This window comes from Stenotrophomonas sp. PE591 (assembly GCF_018320795.1).
Lineage (GTDB): Bacteria > Pseudomonadota > Gammaproteobacteria > Xanthomonadales > Xanthomonadaceae > Stenotrophomonas > Stenotrophomonas maltophilia.
Genome location: NZ_JAAOKO010000004.1, coordinates 1 through 20,291, shown reverse-complemented (window position 1 = coordinate 20,291; position 20,291 = coordinate 1). Strand labels below are relative to the sequence as shown.

General features: G+C 64.2%; 17 protein-coding genes and 1 pseudogene. 15 read left to right on the top strand and 3 right to left on the bottom strand.

The window, feature by feature from the left end; genetic code table 11:
* Positions 1-92 precede the first annotated feature (92 nt).
* Both JLDANKMP_RS12005 and JLDANKMP_RS12000 read left to right on the top strand, forming a co-directional pair.
* Entirely contained in the window at positions 93-2,780 is a 2,688-nt protein-coding gene (locus JLDANKMP_RS12005; RefSeq protein ID WP_212561200.1) for an ATP-binding protein, read from the top strand.
* Between the two features lie 32 nt (positions 2,781-2,812).
* Positions 2,813-6,196: a hybrid sensor histidine kinase/response regulator gene (locus tag JLDANKMP_RS12000; protein ID WP_212561199.1), complete on the top strand. Its 3,384-nt coding sequence runs from the start codon at positions 2,813-2,815 to the stop codon at positions 6,194-6,196.
* 26 nt (positions 6,197-6,222) lie between these two features.
* Here JLDANKMP_RS12000 and JLDANKMP_RS11995 read toward each other — a convergent pair whose 3' ends face one another.
* Entirely contained in the window at positions 6,223-6,810 is a 588-nt protein-coding gene (locus JLDANKMP_RS11995; protein ID WP_249336916.1) for a response regulator transcription factor, read from the bottom strand.
* On the opposite strand from JLDANKMP_RS11995, the gene JLDANKMP_RS22275 reads away from it, so the two are divergent.
* From JLDANKMP_RS22275 to JLDANKMP_RS11935, 13 genes are all read left to right on the top strand, one after another.
* Positions 6,775-6,951: a hypothetical protein gene (locus tag JLDANKMP_RS22275; RefSeq protein ID WP_249336934.1), complete on the top strand. Its 177-nt coding sequence runs from the start codon at positions 6,775-6,777 to the stop codon at positions 6,949-6,951. The two genes, JLDANKMP_RS11995 and JLDANKMP_RS22275, sit on opposite strands and share 36 nt — an antisense overlap.
* A complete protein-coding gene (locus tag JLDANKMP_RS11990; RefSeq protein WP_212561197.1) occupies positions 6,948-7,625 on the top strand; it encodes a response regulator transcription factor in 678 nt (225 codons plus the stop codon). The genes JLDANKMP_RS22275 and JLDANKMP_RS11990 overlap by 4 nt, the downstream gene beginning before the upstream one ends.
* Positions 7,615-7,914, top strand: coding sequence for a hypothetical protein (locus JLDANKMP_RS11985; protein ID WP_212561196.1), 300 nt, complete (start codon positions 7,615-7,617; stop codon positions 7,912-7,914). The genes JLDANKMP_RS11990 and JLDANKMP_RS11985 overlap by 11 nt, the downstream gene beginning before the upstream one ends.
* A 277-nt stretch (positions 7,915-8,191) precedes the next feature.
* A complete protein-coding gene (locus JLDANKMP_RS11980) occupies positions 8,192-9,100 on the top strand; it encodes a hypothetical protein (protein WP_212561195.1) in 909 nt (302 codons plus the stop codon).
* A gap of 180 nt (positions 9,101-9,280) precedes the next feature.
* Complete coding sequence (locus JLDANKMP_RS11975) at positions 9,281-9,859, top strand: outer membrane beta-barrel protein (RefSeq protein ID WP_249336896.1); 579 nt, start codon at positions 9,281-9,283, stop codon at positions 9,857-9,859.
* 166 nt (positions 9,860-10,025) lie between these two features.
* Positions 10,026-10,610: a type 1 fimbrial protein gene (locus JLDANKMP_RS11970; protein WP_212561194.1), complete on the top strand. Its 585-nt coding sequence runs from the start codon at positions 10,026-10,028 to the stop codon at positions 10,608-10,610.
* Between the two features lie 63 nt (positions 10,611-10,673).
* Positions 10,674-11,426: a fimbria/pilus periplasmic chaperone gene (locus tag JLDANKMP_RS11965; protein ID WP_212561193.1), complete on the top strand. Its 753-nt coding sequence runs from the start codon at positions 10,674-10,676 to the stop codon at positions 11,424-11,426.
* A gap of 80 nt (positions 11,427-11,506) precedes the next feature.
* The gene (locus tag JLDANKMP_RS11960) at positions 11,507-14,077 is read left to right on the top strand and encodes a fimbria/pilus outer membrane usher protein (protein ID WP_249336895.1); all 2,571 of its coding nucleotides are present in this window, start codon (positions 11,507-11,509) and stop codon (positions 14,075-14,077) included.
* Between the two features lie 37 nt (positions 14,078-14,114).
* The gene (locus JLDANKMP_RS11955; RefSeq protein WP_212561191.1) at positions 14,115-15,140 is read left to right on the top strand and encodes a fimbrial protein; all 1,026 of its coding nucleotides are present in this window, start codon (positions 14,115-14,117) and stop codon (positions 15,138-15,140) included.
* Between the two features lie 45 nt (positions 15,141-15,185).
* Positions 15,186-15,932, top strand: a complete 747-nt coding sequence (locus tag JLDANKMP_RS11950) for a molecular chaperone (protein ID WP_212561190.1) — start codon at positions 15,186-15,188, stop codon at positions 15,930-15,932.
* Between the two features lie 124 nt (positions 15,933-16,056).
* Positions 16,057-16,779, top strand: coding sequence for a molecular chaperone (locus JLDANKMP_RS11945; RefSeq protein ID WP_212561189.1), 723 nt, complete (start codon positions 16,057-16,059; stop codon positions 16,777-16,779).
* Positions 16,780-17,307: 528 nt separating this feature from the next.
* Entirely contained in the window at positions 17,308-17,982 is a 675-nt protein-coding gene (locus JLDANKMP_RS11940) for a fimbrial protein (protein WP_249336894.1), read from the top strand.
* A gap of 482 nt (positions 17,983-18,464) precedes the next feature.
* Positions 18,465-18,836, top strand: a complete 372-nt coding sequence (locus JLDANKMP_RS11935) for a hypothetical protein (RefSeq protein WP_212561188.1) — start codon at positions 18,465-18,467, stop codon at positions 18,834-18,836.
* Between the two features lie 11 nt (positions 18,837-18,847).
* Here JLDANKMP_RS11935 and JLDANKMP_RS11930 read toward each other — a convergent pair.
* Together JLDANKMP_RS11930 and JLDANKMP_RS11925 are read right to left on the bottom strand one after the other, a co-directional pair.
* Positions 18,848-19,129, bottom strand: a pseudogene (locus JLDANKMP_RS11930) (transposase); the annotation flags it as partial.
* An 18-nt stretch (positions 19,130-19,147) separates the two neighbouring features.
* Positions 19,148-20,062: an IS110-like element ISStma6 family transposase gene (locus JLDANKMP_RS11925; protein ID WP_005407612.1), complete on the bottom strand. Its 915-nt coding sequence runs from the start codon at positions 20,060-20,062 to the stop codon at positions 19,148-19,150.
* Positions 20,063-20,291 lie beyond the last annotated feature (229 nt).

Sequence of the window (20,291 nt, the reverse complement as noted above, 5' to 3'; positions counted from 1 at the left end):
TGTTTTTGGACATCGTCCTACATCGGTTGTGGGCTCGGCGCCGCAAGCTGGCGGTCCTCCCAATTGCTGGTGAACCTCGGGAAACCGCCGCCATGCCCTTCACGCCGCCGCCCGACGCAGCTTCCCTGCGCCCTCCTCACGCCAGTGCGGGGGAGGCATCGCGCGGCCAGGATGAGCTGCAGGCGTTGCGCCGGTATCCACGGCGGCTGATGCTGGCCTGCGGTGCCGTGCTCAGCCTGCTGGCGATCAGTGTGCTGATCACGCTGATCGTGGTCCAGGTCAATGGTTACGAAGCGCGCCGGATCGCTGACTTCCGGCGTGCGCACAATGCACTGCAGATCCAGCTGGCACGCCAGGACGCCAGTTACCGACGCTTGGCGAACATGGCCGAGTACGCCTGGGGTCATAACGTGCAGCTTGGCCAGGCAAGCCCGGAAGCGATGTACCAGAGCTATCTGGACGGCGGCCAGCGGCTGATGGTGGTGGCCGACGAAAGCAGCCGGCCACAGATGGCGCTGGGCCTGGAAACACTGGCCTGGAGCCCGCAATCGCTGAAACGCTACCTGCAGCTGAGTGCAGCGGTCTCGCTGATCCAGCGCCTGACCCAGACCCCGGACGACGATGAGCCGGCAGGTGCATCGTACTTTTTCGACCCCAGTGGCCAGTACCTGTCGCTGGACAAGGGGTTGACCGAGCGGAGCCTGAAAGACGCGCTTGCCGCCCGGTCGCGCAGCGAGGTATTCGAGCACCTGCGCGCGCCGGCCCAGCTGCTCGCGCCGGTTTCCCTGCATGACCAGGTCCCGCGACTGGAAAGCGTGGAGCGCGACAATGCACCCGAGCGCAGCTTCGGGCGCCATCCGATCAGCGGTGAACCCTCATTGGTGTCGGTGTTCCAGGCCAGCGCCGAGGGTGCGCCGATTGCGATCTTCGTGGCCTATGAGCCGTTGTCGCGCCTGCAGGCGCTGCTACAGCGCAACAGCCAGGGTCATCTGGAGCTGCTCGATCGCGAGGGCCTGCGCGTACTGGCCAGCAACGTGCCCACGGCGAAGGCCGCTGCGCGTAGCGCGGACGCCGATTGGGTACTGCTGGGGCACGCAACCCGCGCCCGCTTCCACAATGGCCGCTTCACGCTGGCCCTGGCGGTCGTGGGTACGCCATGGACGCTGGTGGAAACCTACAGCTGGGGCGATATCCTGCGCGGGATCGCGCCGATGCTGCTGTCCGGTGGCGCGTCGCTGGTCGCCGCCCTGGCGGTCCTATGGATATTCCTGCTCTGGCTGCATCGGCGCATGTACGTGCCGGCGCTGCGCCAGGTGAAAGCGATCTACGCCCGCGATCAGCGCCTGCGGCTGCTGTTGGAGTACGTGCCGGTGGGGGTGGCCCTGCTCGATGCCCGTACCGGCGAAGTGAGGGACCTCAACGCGCCCCTGCAGCGGATGGATCTCGCCAGCGGTGGCAAGCTGATCACGCAACTGCGCGCGGCTGCGGTTGCTGCGGACCTTGCCCATGGCCCGGCGGCCGTCGAGGGCGCTCTGGCATTGGCACATGATCCTCAGCAGCAGCTGTTCCATCGCACGCACATCCACTGCGGTGGCCACGCATGGCCGGATGGCGTGCTGTTGATGGTGGAGGATGTCAGTGAGGATCAGCGGGCGCTGCAGGGCGAGCAGCAGCGCACTTCAGCGGCCGAAGCCTGCAGCCGCGCCAAGTCGCATTTCGTGGCGGCCATGAGTCACGAGATCCGGACACCGCTGCACGGCATCATCGGCCATATGGAGCTGCTTGCGCGTGCGCCGCTGCCACCGGAGGCCATGGAGCGGGTGCTGCGGCTGCGGCAGTCCGCTGATTCGTTGATGGATGTCATCTGCGACGTGCTGGACCTGTCGCGTATCGAATCGGGGCAGTGGACACTGGTGCCGGAGCGCTTCTCGCCGACCGCGTTGCTGGAGCGGGTGGCGCTGCTGTATGCGCCGATTGCACAGGCCAAGGGCCTGCAGCTGGATTGCGTGGTGGGGCCGCACGTACCCGAGGGGGCGGTTGCACCGATGGCGGCCGTCGAGCGCGTGCTGCGCAACCTGGCCAGCAACGCGTTGAAGTTCACCGCCTCCGGGCGGGTGCAGCTGGGTGTGACCTGTCGCAAGGAGGGGGAGCAGGCCTGGCTGCAGCTGGAAGCAGCCGATTCCGGTATCGGGCTCAGCCCGATCGACTGCGAGCGGCTGTTCCAGCCCTTCGTTCAGGCCGACAGCTCCATCCTGTCCAGGTTTGGCGGATCCGGGCTGGGCCTGGCGCTGTGCCAGCAGCTGTGCGAGCGCATGGGCGGGCGGATCTGGGTGGAAAGCACCGCCGGGGTGGGCAGCCGATTCGTCTTCGAGGTGCCGCTGTTGACTTCGGTTACGCAGCCGCCGGCGGTGCCGCTGGCCGGACGCAGGGTCGGGTTGCTGGCCGCCGTCGGCCCGTGGCGGGAGGAGCTGGACCGCCGCCTGCGTGGCTGGGGCGCCCAGGTGCTGGCGCCCAGCCAGGCCGCGTGCGATCTGCTGTCCGACATCCCGGATGAAGCCCGGGTGCTGGTGGTATTCGAACCTGCGCCGACACAGTGGGTCGCGATCCTTCGCTCCGGGCGTCCGTGGATACGCGTCTGCCGGGACGGGCCGCTGCGGCCCATGGCCGAGGGCGACGGTCAGATCGTGTCCTGCTACGCAAGCGAATCGTTGTGCCAGGCCCTGCTGGGTGCTCACGCCAAAACAGAGCCACAACTGCCAGTTCCTGACGTAATCGGATAAATTGCATGGGCGCCCAATTCAGGATCAATGTGATGGCAGGCTCCGAATCCGTGTCGACCAACGGCGGGACGGCCGCCGCTGCGCGTCTCGGCGATCTGCGTCGCCTGCGCAAGCGCCTGTTGTTGGGGGGGGGCGCGTTGATCACGGCACTGGTACTGCTGGCGGCCATCGTCAGCTCCATCGCGGATGTCGAAGAGTTCCATGGCCGTGAGCGGCAGTCCTTCCTCGAGGCCCGCGCCGCGCTGGACTATTTCCTGTACCAACGCGACCGCGCCTACGCGACGGTCATCAACGGCAACGACGTGCTGTGGCGTGACCAGCGTCCCGTGCTGCAGCACACCGGCGCGCCGTTGGCGCAGCGCTTCCAGGCACAGGGCAGTGAACTGGTGGTGCGTGCCGAAGGGCGTACTGCGGTTCCCTGGCTGGTGCTGGGGCTGTCCGACAACCCGCTGCCAGACGATGAGCTCAGTGCTTATCTGGGCATGATCGAGGTGTATTCGGCGTACACCGCCGATTCCATCACCTCGCAGGAAGCGCCCGGCGCGGTGATGGCCTATGCCTACGAGCCGCAGGGACGGCTGCTGGCAGTGTCCAACGTGCGCGATGAGGCGCAGTTGCTGCAGGCGTTGGGTGTTGCGACCCGGCAGCAGGCGTTTGCGCGGTTGCTGCGCGACGAGCCCGACGTGCGCCGGCTGGCGCCACGACCGGGTCCGATCCGCTCGGCGACCCGCGAGGGGCGCCTGTATTCGCACTATGCGGTCAATCCGTTCAATGGCCAACCTTCGCTGGTGGGCGTGGTCACCATGGCCGAGGGCACCACGCCGTATTTCAGGCGCGTGGTGTTTGAATCGATCAACACCATCCGGTCTCGCCTGGAAGCGCGCGAGGAGGGGCGTTACCTGGTCGCCACGGCCGACCGCAGCGTTGTGCTCAGTAGTGGCGGCCTGACCCAGCAGGAGCAGGCATTGGCGATGGGGGCGCTCGCAGCAGGGCTGGGCACCAAGCCATCGCGCGAGTACTCCAGCGGGCGCTTCATCCTGGCCTGCACCCTGCCCGGAGTGGACTGGACATTGAGCCACGTCTACGACTGGCGCGATATCTGGCAGGCGCAGGGCAACTACCTGCTGGCACGCTGGATCAGCGCGCTGCTGATCATCGCCCTGTTGTGGTGGCTGCTGCGTCGTATCGATCGCCGCGTATTCACTCCGGCGCTGGCCGATGCCTCGCGCGTCTATGAAAGCGAAGCCCTCAGTCGCGCCATCATCAGTACGGCGCCGATCGGGTTGGCGCTGCTGGCGCGCGATGATGGTCGCCCACTGCTGCAGAACGAGACCGCCCGGCAGATGGTCCTTGGCGTGGGTACGGGTGAGGGTCAGGGCGAGGCCGCAACCGGAGCTGTGGCGCCCCTGTACGCTCGCCTGGCCGAGGTGGGGCGCGGTGTCCAGGGCGATGAATCGCTTGAACTGCAATGGTCGGCCGATGAGGGCGACGCCACGCAGCTGCAGATCAGCATGGCGATGGCCCGCTACCACGACCAGGCAGTGTGGGTCTGCGCATTGCGCGATGTCACCGCCCAGCTGGAACTCGAGGAGAACCTGCGCCGCGCCCGCGAGGATTCCGAAGCAGCGCGGCAATCCGCCGAGGCTGCAACACGGGCCAAGTCGGCCTTCGTGGCCACCATGAGCCACGAGATCCGCACGCCACTCAACGGGGTGCTCGGGCATCTCGAACTTCTCGGCCGATCGCCGCTGCAGCCGAGCCAGCGCGAGCGCCTGGAGCGCATCCGCTTCTCGGCCGACGCGCTGATGCGCATCATCAGCGATGTCCTCGACTTCTCCAAGATCGAGGCGGGCCAGCTGGATATCGAGCCGGCAGCCTTCGCGTTGCGGCCGCTCATCGAAAGCGTGGCCCTGCTGTATGCGCCCGACGCAGTGCGCAAGGGGGTTCGCCTGTACTTCGCGGTGGAGGCACCGGCCGCGCAGGACTGCATCGGCGACGCGCACCGCATCCGCCAGATCCTCAACAACCTGGTCAGCAATGCCGTGAAGTTCACGGCGTCCGGGCGTATCCAGCTGCGTTCGGAACTCGTGGTCGAGGGCGGGAGTGCCGGGCTGCGGGTGCAGGTGGTGGATTCCGGCATCGGCATGGCGCCCGAACAGGCTGCGCAACTGTTCCAGCCGTTCCAGCAGGCCGATGCCAGCGTATCCCGCCGCTATGGGGGCAGTGGCCTGGGACTGGCGCTGTGCCAGCAACTGGCACAGGCGATGGGAGGCCGTGTCTCGGTGCAGAGCACCGTGGGGGTGGGTAGCAGCTTCACGCTGGAATTGCCGATACGCGTGCAGCCAGCCGTCCTTCCTCCCGCACAGCCGGTGAACGGCAAGCACGTGACGGTGCTCTCATCCACGCCGGAATGGCGCAACGAATTCGAGCGCCTGATGGCCGGGTGGGGCGCCGACGTGCGCGTGCTGGACCAGCCGCAGAGCGACGTCGTCGGCGACGTGCTGCTGATCGTGGGCGATCATCGCCCGTGGCCGCGCGAGGATGAACAGCAGCTGGCATCCGCGCACCACCGCACCGTGTTCGCACACGCGCAGGGGCCGCTGCTGCCGGAACAGCGTGGCGATTACACCGAGGTGACCTGCTACGCCAGTGACGCACTTCTGGCAGCGCTGGGGGTCGACGAACTCAAGGCGCCGGCACCGGCTCCACTGCCTGCAAGCGCCGTCGATGCACGCGGACGGGTGCTGCTGGTGGAGGACAATGCCGTGAACCGCGAGCTGATCCAGCAACAGCTGGAAGAACTCGGCTTTGCCGTCGACGCCGCCGAAGATGGCCAGGCCGCACTGGCGCTGTGGCAGGACGATACCTACCTGGCCGTACTGACCGACATCAACATGCCGGTGATGGATGGCTACGCGCTGGCACGAGCGTTGCGCGGGCGCGGCCAGTCGCTGCCGATCCTTGCCATCACCGCCACCGCGTTGGCCAGCGAGCGTGAGCGCTGCCTGGCTGCGGGCATCGATGATCTCCTGCTGAAGCCGCTGAATCTTGATCGGCTGGAGGCCGGCCTGACCAAGGTGCATGCCAGCACGCCGCAGGTGGCAGCCCCGGCGCCGCCCAGCCGCAAGCTCTCGGCGGCCATACGACGCATCTTCGTGGAGACCGGCGACAAGGATCTCCTGGCCATCGCCCAGGCACGCGCAGCGAACGATCTACAGCAGCTGCTGGACCGCGTGCATGGATTCAAGGGGGCGTTGCAGATGCTCGGCGAAGTCGCCCTGGCCGAACAATGCGGCGCGGTCGAGCACGCACTGCGTGATGGCGAGTCGGTCAGCGCCGAGCAGATGGATGCGCTGGTGCGGGCGCTGCAACAGCGGCTTGATGAGTACCGGCAGGAACTGGAGCGGGACCCGTGATCACACCTGCGGCCACGGGGGCGCCGTCAGTGCGCGGCAGGCTTGAGCCCCAGTTCGACCGCGAACTTGTGCAGCTCGGCGTCACGCTCGACGCCCAGCTTGCGCATGGCATTGATCTTCTGCGTGCTGATCGTCTGCTTCTTCCGGTCAAGCTTGATGGCGATTTCCGCAACGCTGAAGCCCTGGATGACCAGGCTGACCACTTCCTGCTCCCGCGGAGACAATTCGGTCACCCGGCGCGACTCTTTGCGCTGCAGCACCTCGGCCACGCTGGGCGAAAGGTAACGGCGCTGGGCGTAGACCGCCATGATCGCCGGCGGCACATGCTGCAGGTCGTCGCCCTTGCTCAGGATGCCGTGCACACCCAGCGCCTCGATCTGGTGCAGCAGGCCGGGCTGGTCCAGGCCGGTCATCACGACGATGCGCAGTTCAGGGTACGTCGCCAGCAGCAATCGCAACATGTCCAGCCCGTCACCGTGCTCGCCGCCCGGCATCGCGAAGTCGGTTACCAGCACGTCGCACGGTTCGAGACGCAGCAACGCGAACAGCTCAGTGGAATTGCTCACTGCGCCAATGCAATGCAGGGCAGGGGCTTCATCCAGCGCGCTGCGCAAGCCAAGGCGGATGACGGGGTGATCGTCGGCGAGCGCTACGCGGATGGCGAGATGATTCATCAAAGGGATTGCCCGGTCGTCCAATGGGTGGCTGGCAACGCAGCAGGAAATACGAACCGCTTCAAGGAGAATGCAACATGAGCATCCGCATCGTCATCGCTGATGATCATCCCGTGATACTGGCCGGCGTACGCGAGGCCTTGGGCGAGGTGCCCGACATCGAGGTGGTTGCCGGCGTCGATGATTCTACGGCATTGGTGAATGCGCTTGGCAAGTTGCCGGTGGATGTGGCGGTGACCGATTACTCCATGCCCGGTGGCCAGTATGGCGACGGAGTGGCGTTGGTCGGTTTCCTGCGCCGACGCTTCTCTTCGGTGCCGCTGGTTGTCCTGACCGGGGTGGGCGGCAAGCAGGTGCTGACCAGCATCGGCAAGGCAGGTGTTGATTGCATTGTTGCCAAGGCAGACCCGATCGCGGAACTGGTGCTCGCCATCCGTGCCGCGAAGGCCGGGCAGGGCTACCTTTCTGCCGATATCCAGCGGCAGCTGGGGGGTGATTCCCTGGAGCAGCCTGCGCTGACCCGTCGCGAAGCGGAAGTGGTGCGGTTGATCGCCGAGGGCATGACGCAGAATGAGATTGCCGCGCAGCTGCAGCGAAGCCGCCAGACCGTCAGCACGCAGAAGCACTCGGCCATGCGCAAGCTGGGGTTGAAGCGCACGGCAGAAATCTTCGAGTACGCGCTGCGCGAAGGCATGGTGTCGGCATCACAAGGCGCGCGCCTGGCGAAAGGCCCACGGGTGCCTGATGAAGGTTGAAGCCAGGCAAATCAGACGTCGTCCGATGGAAACGGTGGGCGAGGAGACTAGGGTGGAAAGGCCAAACACTCCTGCTGCCGGAGCCGCCGTGTCGCGTCTGCTCGATGTACGCATTGCCGCCATGATGACCAGCTTTGTCCGCTTGAGCCCGCACGGTCAGAAGCGCTTCATGGACCTGCTGAACGCTTACCTCTACGCCTCGCCTGCGCAGCGCAGGCAGTTGCGCAGCAGCTGGCCGGATGTAGTGATCGAACCGTGCAGCTGCCACGAAGACCGCACAGACCAGTAGATCCACGCCATGCGTGGATGCGCCCAACCCGCATCCCGCGAACTCGACGGCCGGGCAGACCGGAGCGTGTACGCCTCAGTCTCGAAGCTGGCGTAAGCGTTTGACGTAGCGTCGCAGCATAGGCGTCAGCGCGCTTCGCCCCGCGACTGTGAAAGCCTCGTGAAAATCGTACTCGTCAGAAGGACGCGGCTGCTCGCGCCGCGCATTGTTGCAGGGCCACGCCAGATCAGCTCTATCGATCTGGTGCGGCGCCCCTCAACAGAGAGACGAGACAAACATGATTTCACGCAAGCTTCTGTGCACCGCCACCCTGCTGTGTCTGGCCCCGTTCGCGGCGTCGGCTGCTGAAGCCCATTTGACCCCGAGTACGAATGGCGGCAGCGGCGCCATGCCATCGGGCTACTCCAGGCTGTACTTCAGCATCTCGGGCAGCGACTTCGCCGACCAGCTGAAGTTGCCCGAGAATCCGCGGCTTTATGACGAGGTCGTCTTGAGTTCTTCGTCCGCGAAATCCAGCCGTCTCGACGCTGCTGCCACTGCTGCCGCTGATCTGGCCTACATTCCCGTCGAGAATGGTACCCGCGCCACCTTTACCTACAACGACAGAGAGAAGCGATGGATGCTGGGGGGGCGCAGTGACAACGGCACAGCCCGGTTTGTCCTGAAGGACGGCCCGCATGCAGAGATGCAGATGACGGAGGCGAGGCACATCAACGTGCACGTAACCCGCGACGCGGTGACCTCCGTAGGACTTCCGGCCTGGGCGCCGGGTGGTGCCATTCTGGGTCTGGTCAATTACACATCGCACGACGTTTCGGTCAAGGGTGTGGATGGCAATGCTCCGCAAGCCTGCCCCGCCAGCGATATCTGCGCGTTCGTCTTTGACCAAGCGACAGGTGCCTGGCAGGCCCGCCGTGGCCGTGCTCACTTCCAGCCGACCTCCGCCCAGCTGCCGATGTTGGAGCAGCGCTGGACCGATCTGGTGCTGAACGGCCCGGCCGAAGACATCGTCACGCCGCAGCGGATGCTGTTGCCGACCGATGGTATCGAAGGCGACATCCTGCAGGCTTCGGATCGCTCCAACTCTCGCTATTACAAGCTCGGCGGCTACAGCCTGGGCAGCAAGCCGGTGACGTTCCGCTACGACGCACAGCGCCGCAGCTGGGTGAAGCAGCCGGAGCTCTGAGCGGCGCGTACCGCTGCCGCACCTCCGTCAGCGCCATGTGCGCTGGCGGACTTCCACGCGCCATAACCGGAGACGCCATGAAGAACCGATTGGTGACGCTGTCGGCACTGCTGGCCTGCTCGCTGCCGCAGCTGGCCCAGGCCGGAACCGCCTGCCACTATGCCACCGTTCGCATCATCGATGCCCACCACCAGGCTCCCAACATGGACGCCAGCGCGCGACCAGGGCATCGGCCAATTCGTTGGCGGCGATGAACGCCAGCACTTCGCCACCGGGTCGCTGGGCTTCGGCTATACGCATTGCAACATCTGGCGCACCGGGGGCGAGTACGTGGCCCGCCGCAGCGATACCTACACCAGTGGCTCCCGCGGTTTCTACACCAGCCTCAACCACCACGACGTGCGTTCGCAGCGGCTGATGCTCAATGCGTACCGCGACTTCGCCATCAACGATGCGTGGTCGGTGTACGGCATGGCTGGCGCCGGTCTTTCGCACATCACCTCGGCCGGCTGGCAGGGCAATGAGGGCCGCCAGTACGCCAAGGCCACCCGCACCGGCCTGGCGTGGTCGCTGGGAGCCGGCGTGTCGGTGGCTATGGGCAGCAACATGGCCGCGGACCTGGGCTATCGCTACGCGGACCTGGGCCGCACCGAAAGCGGCTGGAACACCTTCGGCAATGCCCGTGGCCTGCAGGACGAGAGGATGAGCCTGGACCTGGTCTCGCGTGAAGCAACGCTGGGCCTGAGCTACTCGTTCTGAACCCGTTTGCTCCATACCGGTGGGCATTGGGATTTTTAGTCGTTGTCCTATGCCTGCCGTTACGGGGCCTCCGTAGCATTTCCTCTCGAAGGGAATGCCCTTCGCTCAAGCCCAGACCTAGCGCGGCTTGAACGCAAATCCACTCCTAAACAGGAAATTCAACATCATGAACAAGCTTGCAATGGCACTGTCTGCCGCGCTGTCGTTGGGCGCTGCTGCTTCGGCCAGCGCTTCGACTGGCACCGTCAACTTCACCGGCCGGATCGTTGCCGATGCCTGCAGCGTCGCCATCGGTGGTGGCACTGGCACTGCCACGGTCGCTCTGCGGCCCATCACCAAGGAGGCTCTGGCAGCAGACGCCGAGGCTGGTCGCACCCGCTTCGACGTCAAATTGACCTCCGGCGCCGCCGGCGCTGCACCGCTGTGTGCCGGTGACACCTCCGAGCTGTTGGTGCGCAAGGCTGGCCTGACCGCAGACGGTCGCATCGCCAACACCCACGTCGCCGGCACCGGCGATCCGGCGGCGGGCGTTGTGGTCCAGCTCCTGCGTGTCAATGGCTCGAGCGTCGACGATATCAACCTGCAGAGCGACAGCATCACCGCTGCCACCACCGATGTCGGTACTCCTCCGGCAACGACTCGTGAGGCGAACTTCACCTTCGAAGCCCGCTATCTCAGCGACGGCGGCCCCACCGCCATGCAGGCTGGCACCTACACCGGACAGATGATCTTCGACGTCTCCAACTATTGATTCACCCCCTCAGGGCGGAGCGAAGCCTGCTCCGCCCTCCTTGATCGAAAGGAGAAGCCCGCCATGGCTAGTTTGCTTCGTTGTGCACTGTTCTGGGGGGCGATGGGCCTTTTCGCTTCGGCTTCCGTCCCGGCAGACGCTCGTATCGTGATTGAAGGCAATCGGGCCATCTATCCGGCAGCAAGCAAGGAAATCAGTGTACGTGCCAAGAACCATGCTGATGTTCCGGCACTTGCACAGGTCTGGGTGACTGAGTATGAGGTCGATGCGGACCCCGAGGCCTCCCGTGCACCGTTCGCTGCATTGCCGCCATTGGTTCGTATTGGCGCCGGGAAGACTCAGGTGTTTCGCATCCGGCACATCGGAGCCGAGTTGCCACAGGACCGCGAAAGTGTGTTCTGGTTGAACGTTCTGGACATGCCCGGGCACAGCAGTGAGGCCGGTTCGCCACAGTCCGAGATCCGGATCGCTGTGCGAAATCGCATCAAGCTGTTCTATAGGCCTGAGGCGCTGAAGGGCCAGGCTGCAGGTGACGCCATTGGGAAACTGCAGTGGTCGCTGGTTCCCCAGGGGCATAGTTGGGCGCTGCAGGTTCGCAACGATAGTCCCTTCCATGTCAATACTGTAAGTGCAGCGTTGCTGGTGGGAGGAAAACGCATCGAGGCGGACAAGGTGGGCATCATCAAGCCCAAGGCCGTGCAGCAGTTCGCCGTGCCCGGTCTGAAGGCCCGGCCGGCCAATGCGGAAGTCACGTTCAAGTTTGTCACCGAATACGGTTCGGCGGCCGAAGAGACGGTTTCCTTGGCTCTCGACTGAAGAGCACCTCTTTCTCTACAGCACTGTCGTGCTCCGCCTCGTGCGGAACGATGCTCTGTGCTCGCAACCGGATGATGACCATGAACCATCAGCGCCTGCTTCATACCCCATGTCGCCGCCCATTGGCTGCGGCAGTGGTGGCCGCGTTGCTGCCGATGACTGCATGGGCAGCACCCAAGGTTGAATTCAATGCAGACATGCTGTTCGGGTCGGCTGGCTCCTCGCTGGATCTCAGCCGATATGAGCAGGATGGGCTGCTGCCCGGCACCTACATTGCCGACATCATTATCAATGGCGTGCTGGTGGGACGTCAGGACGTGGTTGCAGGTGTCGGTGCGGACGATGCCGTGCACATCTGCCTGGATCCTGCGCTGTTCGAGCTGATGGGGCTGAACGAGAAGCGCCTGGATGCGGCGCGCGCTTCGGAGGAAGGTCAGGATCTGTTGCCGTTGCCGGCCGAGTCGGCCTGCGTAGCGCTGTCGAATTATGTGCCGGGCGCCAGCCTGGAGTTCGATAGCGGCGAGCAGGCGCTGAAGATCAGCATTCCGCAGCTCTATCTGCTTCGCAATCCCCGCGGTTGGGTGGACCCCAGTCAGTGGGAGGCCGGGGTCAATGCTGTCACCTTGGGTTACAGCGTCAACCACAGCCGCCAGCGCAACAGCGGCCAAGAGTACACCCACACCAGCATGACTGTGGATGCCGGCCTGAACCTGGGCGAGTGGCGCCTGCGTCACAAGGGCTATCTGCAGCATTCCGATGCCAACGGCACGTCATATCAGGCGGGTCGTACTGCATTGAAGCGAAATCTGCCTTCGCTCGCGGCGCAGCTGACGCTGGGAGAAGCATCCACGCAGGGCGATATGCTGCAGGGCGTGAACTACCGCGGCATCAACATCAGTTCCGATGCACGCATGATTCCGGATTCGCTGCGTCAGTTCGCACCCGTTGTGCGCGGCGTCGCGCAGACAAATGCGCGCGTGACCATCCGTCAGCGCGGCTATGTGATCCACGAAAGCACCGTGGCGCCGGGCCCGTTCGAGATCGAGGACCTGCAGATCTCCGGTGCCAGTGGCGACCTGGAAGTGGAGGTCACCGAGGCCGACGGCCGTGTGGAGCGGTTCGAGATACCGTTCACGGCCATGCCCCAATTGCTGCGCCCGGGACAGCAACGCTACAGCTTCACCGCCGGCGAACTTCGCAACGATGTGTGGAGCGAGAAGCCACGCTTCCTGGAGGCCACCCTGCGTAGAGGCCTGAGCAACCGCGTGACAGGTTATGCCGGTGCCACGGTGGCCGAAGGCTACACCGGCGTGGTGCTGGGGGCTGCGCTGAATACGCCTGTCGGCTCGTTCTCTGGCGATGTGACCTTCAGCGATGCGCGCCTGCCGGGCAGCGAGAGTGCCGCTGCAGAACGCCGTCGTGGCCAGTCGTACCGGGTGGCGTTCAACAAAGCGCTGTTCTCCAACAACACCAATATCACCCTGGCGGCCTATCGGTACTCCACCAGCGACTTCCTGTCGCTGACCGACGCCATGCGCCTGCGGGCACAGGCTGAAGGCGCTGGAACTGTGACGAGTCGCCAACGCAGCCGGCTTGACCTCACTGTCAACCAACGCCTGGGCGAGATGGGTGGCTCGCTGTACTTCACCGGCAGCACCACCGACTACTGGACCGAGAACCGTCGGCAGACCAGCTTTTCTCTGGGCTACAGTGATCGCTTGTGGCGCGGCAGCTACAGCATCAGTGCGCGCCGTACGTTGGAAAGCAATCTGTTCACCGGCAGCTCGGCCAAGGCCAGCAACAGTATCTACCTGGGCTTCAACATGCCGCTGGGCAAGGCACCTGTCGCACCGCGCGTGGACGTAGGCCTGAACCGTGACAGCCACGGCAGCAGCGGCCAGCGTGTGGGTGTCTCGGGTAGCTTGGGTGAACAGTGGCAAGGCAATTACAGCGCCTCGGTCAGTCGTGACAATGGCGAAACCAGCTATGGCGTGAGCGCCGATTACCAGCTGCCCACCGTGCGCGTGAATGGCTCGTACAACCGCACGTCGGCAGCCAGCCAGCTGTCGGTGGGCGCATCGGGCGGCCTGGTGCTGCACAGCGGGGGCCTGACCCTGGCCCAGCAGATGGGCGAGACCATGGGGCTTGTCCACATTCCGGGTGCGGTCGGCGCGGGTATCAGCACGATGACTGGCGTCAAGACCGATTCGCGGGGCTACGCCGTGGTGCCCTATCTGACGCCGTTCCGCCGCAATGAGCTGAATGTTGATCCGAGCGATCTCTCGATGGACGTAGAACTGGAGGCCGGTTCGGTCTCTGCCATTCCCAATGCGGGTGCCGTGGTGAAGATGGTGTTGCCTACCCAGGTTGGGCGCAACGCACTAATTGAAGCCATGATGGCGGATGGTACGCCGTTGCCGTTTGGTAGCGACGTCACCAACGAAGCCGGTGAGGTTGTCGGTGTGGTAGGGCAGGGCAGCCGCCTATGGGTGCGCGGCCTGGAAGAGCAGGGCGAACTGCAGGTGCGTTTCGGTAAGGATGAGGCGCAGGTGTGCCGGATTCGGTACGACCTGAATGGAGCCGCGTCCGGCGACCTGATGACAAGCCAATGCACTGAGCCTGGTGCGGGGCTGGCGGAGCTGCGGGATTGACCAATCCGGGCGATACGCTCGGCAGGAGAAAATAATCATGTACAAGCGATTTATCAAGGTTGCTGCCCTATGCAGCGGCATGTTCCTCGCGGCTGACGCAATGGCGGTCTGCTATGAACCCGCAGTCAACCCGGAGCAATTCCCGCTGCCGCACGCCCGGTTGGTGGTCAACGCTGCGGATGTGGGCGAAGCGCTGTCACCGTGGCTGAGTTCACCACAGAAGGCATTCGTAACGTGCGCCGCCATGGGTTCCCTCCCTCATCGCTATTCCCTTGAATGGAGTGGTACCGAGGTCAGGCTTCATGATGAAGGCGGCGAAACCTATGGGGTATTTGACACTGGCCTGCCAGGTGTTGGCATCATCTTCGCGGTAGAGGCAGTGTTTGTGTATGACCCCGGCGCCGGCGACTCTGGTACCCGCAGATATCCGGTTCGAGCCGGAAGATTTGTCAACAGAATCTCAGTCAGCCAGCATTTCAATGTTGGTCATGTGCTTCGGGCGCGTTACATCAAGCTGGACAACACGCCACGCGACGGTCGTTACACGATACCTGCACATCGGGTGGGGTACGCGAACGTCTACCAGAACGACGCAAACCAGCAGACGCAGTATCAGGAGGTGCCGGATATCACGTTCGAGGTGGTCAATATTCCACTCTGCCATGTCCGGCCGAAGACGGTTCACATGGGGGTGGGTGCCATCGCGTCCTATACCAGGCCAGGTGCTGCAAGTCCCACGGTTCCCTACACCGTGGAGCTCGATTGCGAGGTTGGTGCCGGCAGGGTCAACTATTACGTGGAGGCGCTGACCACTGCCATCCACGATCGCGCGGCGGGCATTCTGGAGGTGGAGGGCGGCGCGCAGGGCGTTGGCCTGCAGCTGCTGGACAAGGATGGCGATCCGGTGCCCATTGGCACTGAAAAGCCGTTCGGGAACAGTGCTGCCGATGGCCTGCGAAGCGAGAACTTCGGCGCACGCTATATCCGCACTGCGGTGAACGCACGGGATATGAGAACTGGCGAAGCCAATACCTCGGTCCGCTACCGCATCGATTATCCATGAGTAGAGAGAGCTACGCCTCGCTCGCAAAGTATTGAAGGAGTCATTATGCGTATGCCGGTCAATAATCGCACTGCACTGCGCGTATGGCTGGGACGATGGATTGGGTTGCTTTCGATCCTCAGTGTCGCCGGCATCGCGCAGGCGCAAGTGGTGATGGAAGGCAGCCGCGTCGTGTTTCCTGCCGATCGCGAACAGCAGGCGGTGTCGCTGAAGAACATGGGCGAGCAGCCGGTGCTGGTGCAGGCCTGGGTTTCCGATGGCCCCGCAGACCAGCCTCCTGAGCAGTCGCGGGCGCCGTTCGCGTTGGCGCCCCCAGTTGCGCGGCTCGACGCGGGAAAAAGCAAACACGTGCGTATTCGTCAGCTTCGTTCCGCAGCGCCTACCGATCATCGCGAGCATCTGTACTGGCTGAATGTTCTGGCTGTGCCGCCGCAGGTGACAGGTAAGGAAGGCAGCCATCTGCAACTGGTGGTCCGCAGCCGTTACAAGCTGTTGTACCGCCCACCAGGTTTGGGCGAGCCAACAGACCCTCCGGCACAGCTTCGCATTGAGGCATCCGCGGGCGGGCAGCAGCTGGTGCTGCGGAATACCTCGCCCTTCTACATCAACCTGGGCTATGTCTTTGCCCGATGGACAGGTGGGGCGGAGCAAGAGCTGGACAATCCGGCCGTGCCTCCCCAGGGATCCGTGTCCATCGAGCTTCCTGCGCAAAATGCAAGCCGGCCCGGCGCCGTTCGCTTTGCCTGGATTGATGACCAGGGAACCTTGCATGAGGTGGTTCGTACGCTCTGATCCGGGGTAGGGGCGGCGGATCAGCTCTGCGGGGTAGACCTGTAGTTTGATGATGACAAGCATTAGGATGGCACCATCGACTGGCCACTCCTGCCCGCCGGGCGCGCTCCGCTGGAGGTTTCCTATGCGCAAGACATTTCGCTCGTGCGTCGGCGCTGCGGCAGTCGCGCTGTGCCTGGTATCGGCGTTGGCGATGGCGGACGTAAGCGTGCAGTCGACCCGTGTGGTCTACCCGGCGGATGCTCAGGAGGTTTCGGTGCAGCTGAAAAACGGTGGCGACCAGCCCTCGCTGCTGCAGGTGTGGGTCTCCGATGGCGACCGTGATCAGCCTCCGGAAGCCTCGAGGGCGCCGTTCATCATCGACAAGCCACTGCTGCGGCTGGAACCGGGAAAGTCGCAGGCGCTGCGCATCCGCAGCGTTCCAGGTGTCGCGCCGCGGGACACGGGTGAGCATTTGTATTGGTTGAATGTGCTGGATGTGCCGCCCAAGGCCAAGCGAAGTTTGGATGAGGACGCCAACGAAGTTCAGGTTGCGCTGCGGATCCGCCTTCGGCTGCTGTACCGACCGGCGGGTGTGGGCGTGCCACAGGACCCTGACAGCCACGTGCAGATCCGGCGCACTGCACAGGGGCTGGTGGTAAGCAATGCTGCTTTGCACTACTTCAATCTCGGCAGTTTCGCGCTGGTATCTGCCGCAGGTGAAACCGAGATCGGCAGCTTCCACGTGGCGCCAGGCGAGGACAAGCTCTTGGCGTCGCCCGCAGGTATGCAGGGGCCGATTACCGGCGTGCGCTATGAGTGGATTGACGACGACGGCGCTCTGCACGAGGTCAAGCGCAGTCTTTGATCGACGGCCCCAATCCGCTGGGGAGAAGGCGCTTGCCCCCGTTCATGTTGCATACCACACTGTCCACAGGTTCCGGCGGACAATCGGCTGGCGCTTTGGCACGTAACCAAGGGATGCGTCATGCGAGGTGGACAAGGCAGACCAAGGGAAATACAGCATACGTATTGCGGGCATTGGCATGGCTTTGCCCTGTGCTTTGCACTGTGCATCCTGCCTCTGCTGCTCATCGGGCCAGCGTCTGCGGCCGTATGCGGTTTGGCCGGTGGCGCCGCGGTAGTGTTGTCTCCGCCCGACCCGGTGCGATTTACCAGCTACAACGTACCTATCGGGGGGGGCTTGACCCCATGGATTCCCCTGAACGGTGGCGGGACCACCCAGGAGTTCCGTTGTGACCCTGGCGCTACGGTTTCTTACCGTATTGCCGGGCATGGAGGCAGGTCTGGCACCTATGTCGAGGATGGTAAGACGTATACCTCCTATCCGATAGGCAATTCTGTAGGGTCGGATGGTATCTGGTACGTCTTTGGCATGAGGTTCGCAAACACGTCTGGTGCCCCCGAGCCCGTGGTCTATGCCAGTGATCGCGAACTCTATCGTGGCGCTGGCGACCCGGGGGGCGGCACGCTGGGGGCGCGCTATTTCGTAAAGTTCATCCGTATGGGGGACGTGCCCTTCGGCAGGATTACGATGTATCAGGATATGGTCATACAGACTCGACTATACGAGGATGGTGTGGTTGGCGGACCGCTGGCCATTGATGTGTCAATAGGTAGGGCAACGCTGGACAATGGCGTCCGGCGATACTGCTCCGTCCGCGCGAAGAACGTCCGGATGCCGACGATTGCGCTGGCCGCCTTTAGGGGCGAGGGCAGTACCGCTGGTCAGCGTACTTTCGAGGTAGAGTTAGAGTGCGAGGCCGGCGTCGGTCAGGTGAACTACCAGATGGTGCCGACCACCCCCGTGCTGGATGGCGAGCAGGGTGTGGTCGAGGCCAGTGGCGGTGTGGGCGGGGTGGGCTACCAGTTCCTGAAGGAAGACGGCGTGACGCCGCAGCGCTTCTATCAGCTGGAGGAGTTTGGGCAGGGGGAGTCTACTGCCAAGGTGTTGAAGCGGACGTTCGTGGCGCGCTACCGGCAGACCGGGCCGGTCATCACCGCCGGCGATGCCAATACCGCGCTGACTGTTTCACTGGATTTCCCTTGAGCGCTGCGGGTGCTATGTCGGCTTTGGCATGGACGGGTGTCTGTCCCGGCTTGCCGTTGATGGGATGGCTGACTGACAGCGCGCCAACCCCTCTGCGCTGCGAGGCACGCCCCAGCGCTTGAAAACAGGGCCTGCCCGCTGCTTTAGGCGGTATGCGACAATAGTGCCGTTGCATGAATGTCTCCGTCTGCACATGGCGTGCTTGGCGTTTGCCGGGTGGCTATGTGCATGATGGATTGCCGCCGAAAATGGGCGGCCGGGTGTGGAAACCCGTTTGGTCGAGTGATGTAAGCGCTTGCCAGCCGGCGTCGCCTTGAGCGGCGCCGGCTGGCAATCCGTTCGCGTTCCATGGCGGGCGGTGCGTGGGGTGTGCGCAAGCACATCCGCCGGTCACGATTACTCGACCACCGGTTTCCACACACGTACCGTCCGCCGCCTTTGTTAAGGGCGGTCGTCCCGCATGCCTTGCACGGAGACCTGCCATGAACGCTTCGGATGTTCCCCCTTTGCGCGCCCAATACGCCCCGGCCAATGCCGACGAGGGCGAGGAAGCGAGCGCAAAGCCCGACCCCAACAACCTGATCGCGTTGCTGCACCAGATAGGCTGCGGCGCGGCCGCCGACGGCCAACCCTGGCCGGAGCGCGGCCAGCCGCCGGGCCGCCGCCTCGCGCTGGCCGACAGCGATGGCGCATTGGTCGGCCTGCGCATCGTGAACGAGATCCTGCTGGCCGCCGAGCGCGCCCGCCAGAACGGCGGCCCCGAGCACTACGTGGGCGACCGCGTGATGGAAGGGCTGAAGCTGGCGGCGCTGGCGCTGACCAATCACGCCATCTACCGGATGCATCCCGAGTAGCAACTGTCTTGTCAGGGGCAGCCGAGGGCCACCTCGGCGTCTCGCTTACGGGCGTTGAGGATCACCAGCATTTTGCGCATGACCGCCACGAGCGCCACCTTGCTCGCTTTGCCCTTGGCCTTCAGGCCAGCGTAAAACGCGCGCAGCCTTGGCTCGTACCGGATGGCCGTCAGGGCCGCCATGTAAAGGGCTTCGCGTACCACCGCGCGCCCACCACTGATCCGCCGTTGGCCCTGCCAGGTGCCACTTTCGCGGTTCATCGGGGCCAATCCCACCAGCGATGCTATGGCCTTGCAGTAGCAACTGTCTTGTCAGGGGCAGCCGAGGGCCACCTCGGCGTCTCGCTTACGGGCGTTGAGGATCACCAGCATTTTGCGCATGACCGCCACGAGCGCCACCTTGCTCGCTTTGCCCTTGGCCTTCAGGCCAGCGTAAAACGCGCGCAGCCTTGGCTCGTACCGGATGGCCGTCAGGGCCGCCATGTAAAGGGCTTCGCGTACCACCGCGCGCCCACCACTGATCCGCCGTTGGCCCTGCCAGGTGCCACTTTCGCGGTTCATCGGGGCCAATCCCACCAGCGATGCTATGGCCTTGCTTCCCAAGCTGCCCAGTTCGGGCAACTCGCAGGCCAGTGTGCTGATCAGGATGGGGCCGACGCCTTTGAGCGCGCCGATATTCTTCCAGCCAGGCTGCCCCTCAAGCTGCTCGGCAATAGCTTTATCCAACTGCTTCAGGTCGTCAGATAGCTGAGCTATATGGCGTTGCTTCATCGCAATCAGATCCGGATCGACCAATCGCCGCAAGCGCTGCATCTCACTGACCCGCATCTGCACCAGTTGCCTGCGGCATTGCGCAAATTCAGCCAGACGCTGCTGCCAAGGAGCAGGCGGTACGTAGCGGGTCAGCGGCAACAAATGGGCCATCTGTGCCAGCACTGTCGCATCGAGCCGATCGGTCTTGGCGGCACGGCCCGTGCCTTGGGCAAATCGCCGTGCACGCGCCGGATTGATTCGTACCATCGGCAGGCCAGCGGCGTGCAATACATCCAGAGCAGCACGCTCGTAACCCCCGCTTGCCTCAAGAACGACCTGCTTGATCGGCCACGTCTTCAGCCACCGAATCAAGCGCACAAAGCCGCGCTTGTCGTTGCTGAATTGGCGAAACTGCTCTCCATGGACGGCCACATCCAGCGTGGCTTTGCTCACATCGATCCCGATCCCAAACATGGCAGAACTCCGCTAGGCTGACAGGGTCGAGAGCTCTCCCCGCTTGCCCAGTCTTATCAGTTCGAGCGCCAACTCAACCAACTGTTCGGGCGGTTCAGGGAGAATCCGGCGTGGGGACCCAAGCTACTTCTCGGTCGCAAGACCTGGATCCACACGGTCGCCCACGCCGGGCTCTCGGCACCCAAGGTGCCAGATTGGCAAGAGATAAGATCCACGCCATGCGTGGATG

Bases quoted from the DNA above. Each gene is read 5' to 3' on its own strand.
- JLDANKMP_RS12005 (WP_212561200.1), top strand. From the start codon at position 93: ATGCCCTTCACGCCGCCGCCCGACGCAGCTTCCCTGCGCCCTCCTCAC.
- JLDANKMP_RS12000 (WP_212561199.1), top strand. From the start codon at position 2,813: ATGGCAGGCTCCGAATCCGTGTCGACCAACGGCGGGACGGCCGCCGCT.
- JLDANKMP_RS22275 (WP_249336934.1), top strand. From the start codon at position 6,775: ATGCAGGGCAGGGGCTTCATCCAGCGCGCTGCGCAAGCCAAGGCGGAT.
- JLDANKMP_RS11990 (WP_212561197.1), top strand. From the start codon at position 6,948: ATGAGCATCCGCATCGTCATCGCTGATGATCATCCCGTGATACTGGCC.
- JLDANKMP_RS11985 (WP_212561196.1), top strand. From the start codon at position 7,615: ATGAAGGTTGAAGCCAGGCAAATCAGACGTCGTCCGATGGAAACGGTG.
- JLDANKMP_RS11980 (WP_212561195.1), top strand. From the start codon at position 8,192: ATGATTTCACGCAAGCTTCTGTGCACCGCCACCCTGCTGTGTCTGGCC.
- JLDANKMP_RS11975 (WP_249336896.1), top strand. From the start codon at position 9,281: ATGCCCACCACCAGGCTCCCAACATGGACGCCAGCGCGCGACCAGGGC.
- JLDANKMP_RS11970 (WP_212561194.1), top strand. From the start codon at position 10,026: ATGAACAAGCTTGCAATGGCACTGTCTGCCGCGCTGTCGTTGGGCGCT.
- JLDANKMP_RS11965 (WP_212561193.1), top strand. From the start codon at position 10,674: ATGGCTAGTTTGCTTCGTTGTGCACTGTTCTGGGGGGCGATGGGCCTT.
- JLDANKMP_RS11960 (WP_249336895.1), top strand. From the start codon at position 11,507: ATGAACCATCAGCGCCTGCTTCATACCCCATGTCGCCGCCCATTGGCT.
- JLDANKMP_RS11955 (WP_212561191.1), top strand. From the start codon at position 14,115: ATGTACAAGCGATTTATCAAGGTTGCTGCCCTATGCAGCGGCATGTTC.
- JLDANKMP_RS11950 (WP_212561190.1), top strand. From the start codon at position 15,186: ATGCGTATGCCGGTCAATAATCGCACTGCACTGCGCGTATGGCTGGGA.
- JLDANKMP_RS11945 (WP_212561189.1), top strand. From the start codon at position 16,057: ATGCGCAAGACATTTCGCTCGTGCGTCGGCGCTGCGGCAGTCGCGCTG.
- JLDANKMP_RS11940 (WP_249336894.1), top strand. From the start codon at position 17,308: ATGAGGTTCGCAAACACGTCTGGTGCCCCCGAGCCCGTGGTCTATGCC.
- JLDANKMP_RS11935 (WP_212561188.1), top strand. From the start codon at position 18,465: ATGAACGCTTCGGATGTTCCCCCTTTGCGCGCCCAATACGCCCCGGCC.
- JLDANKMP_RS11925 (WP_005407612.1), bottom strand. From the start codon at position 20,062: ATGTTTGGGATCGGGATCGATGTGAGCAAAGCCACGCTGGATGTGGCC.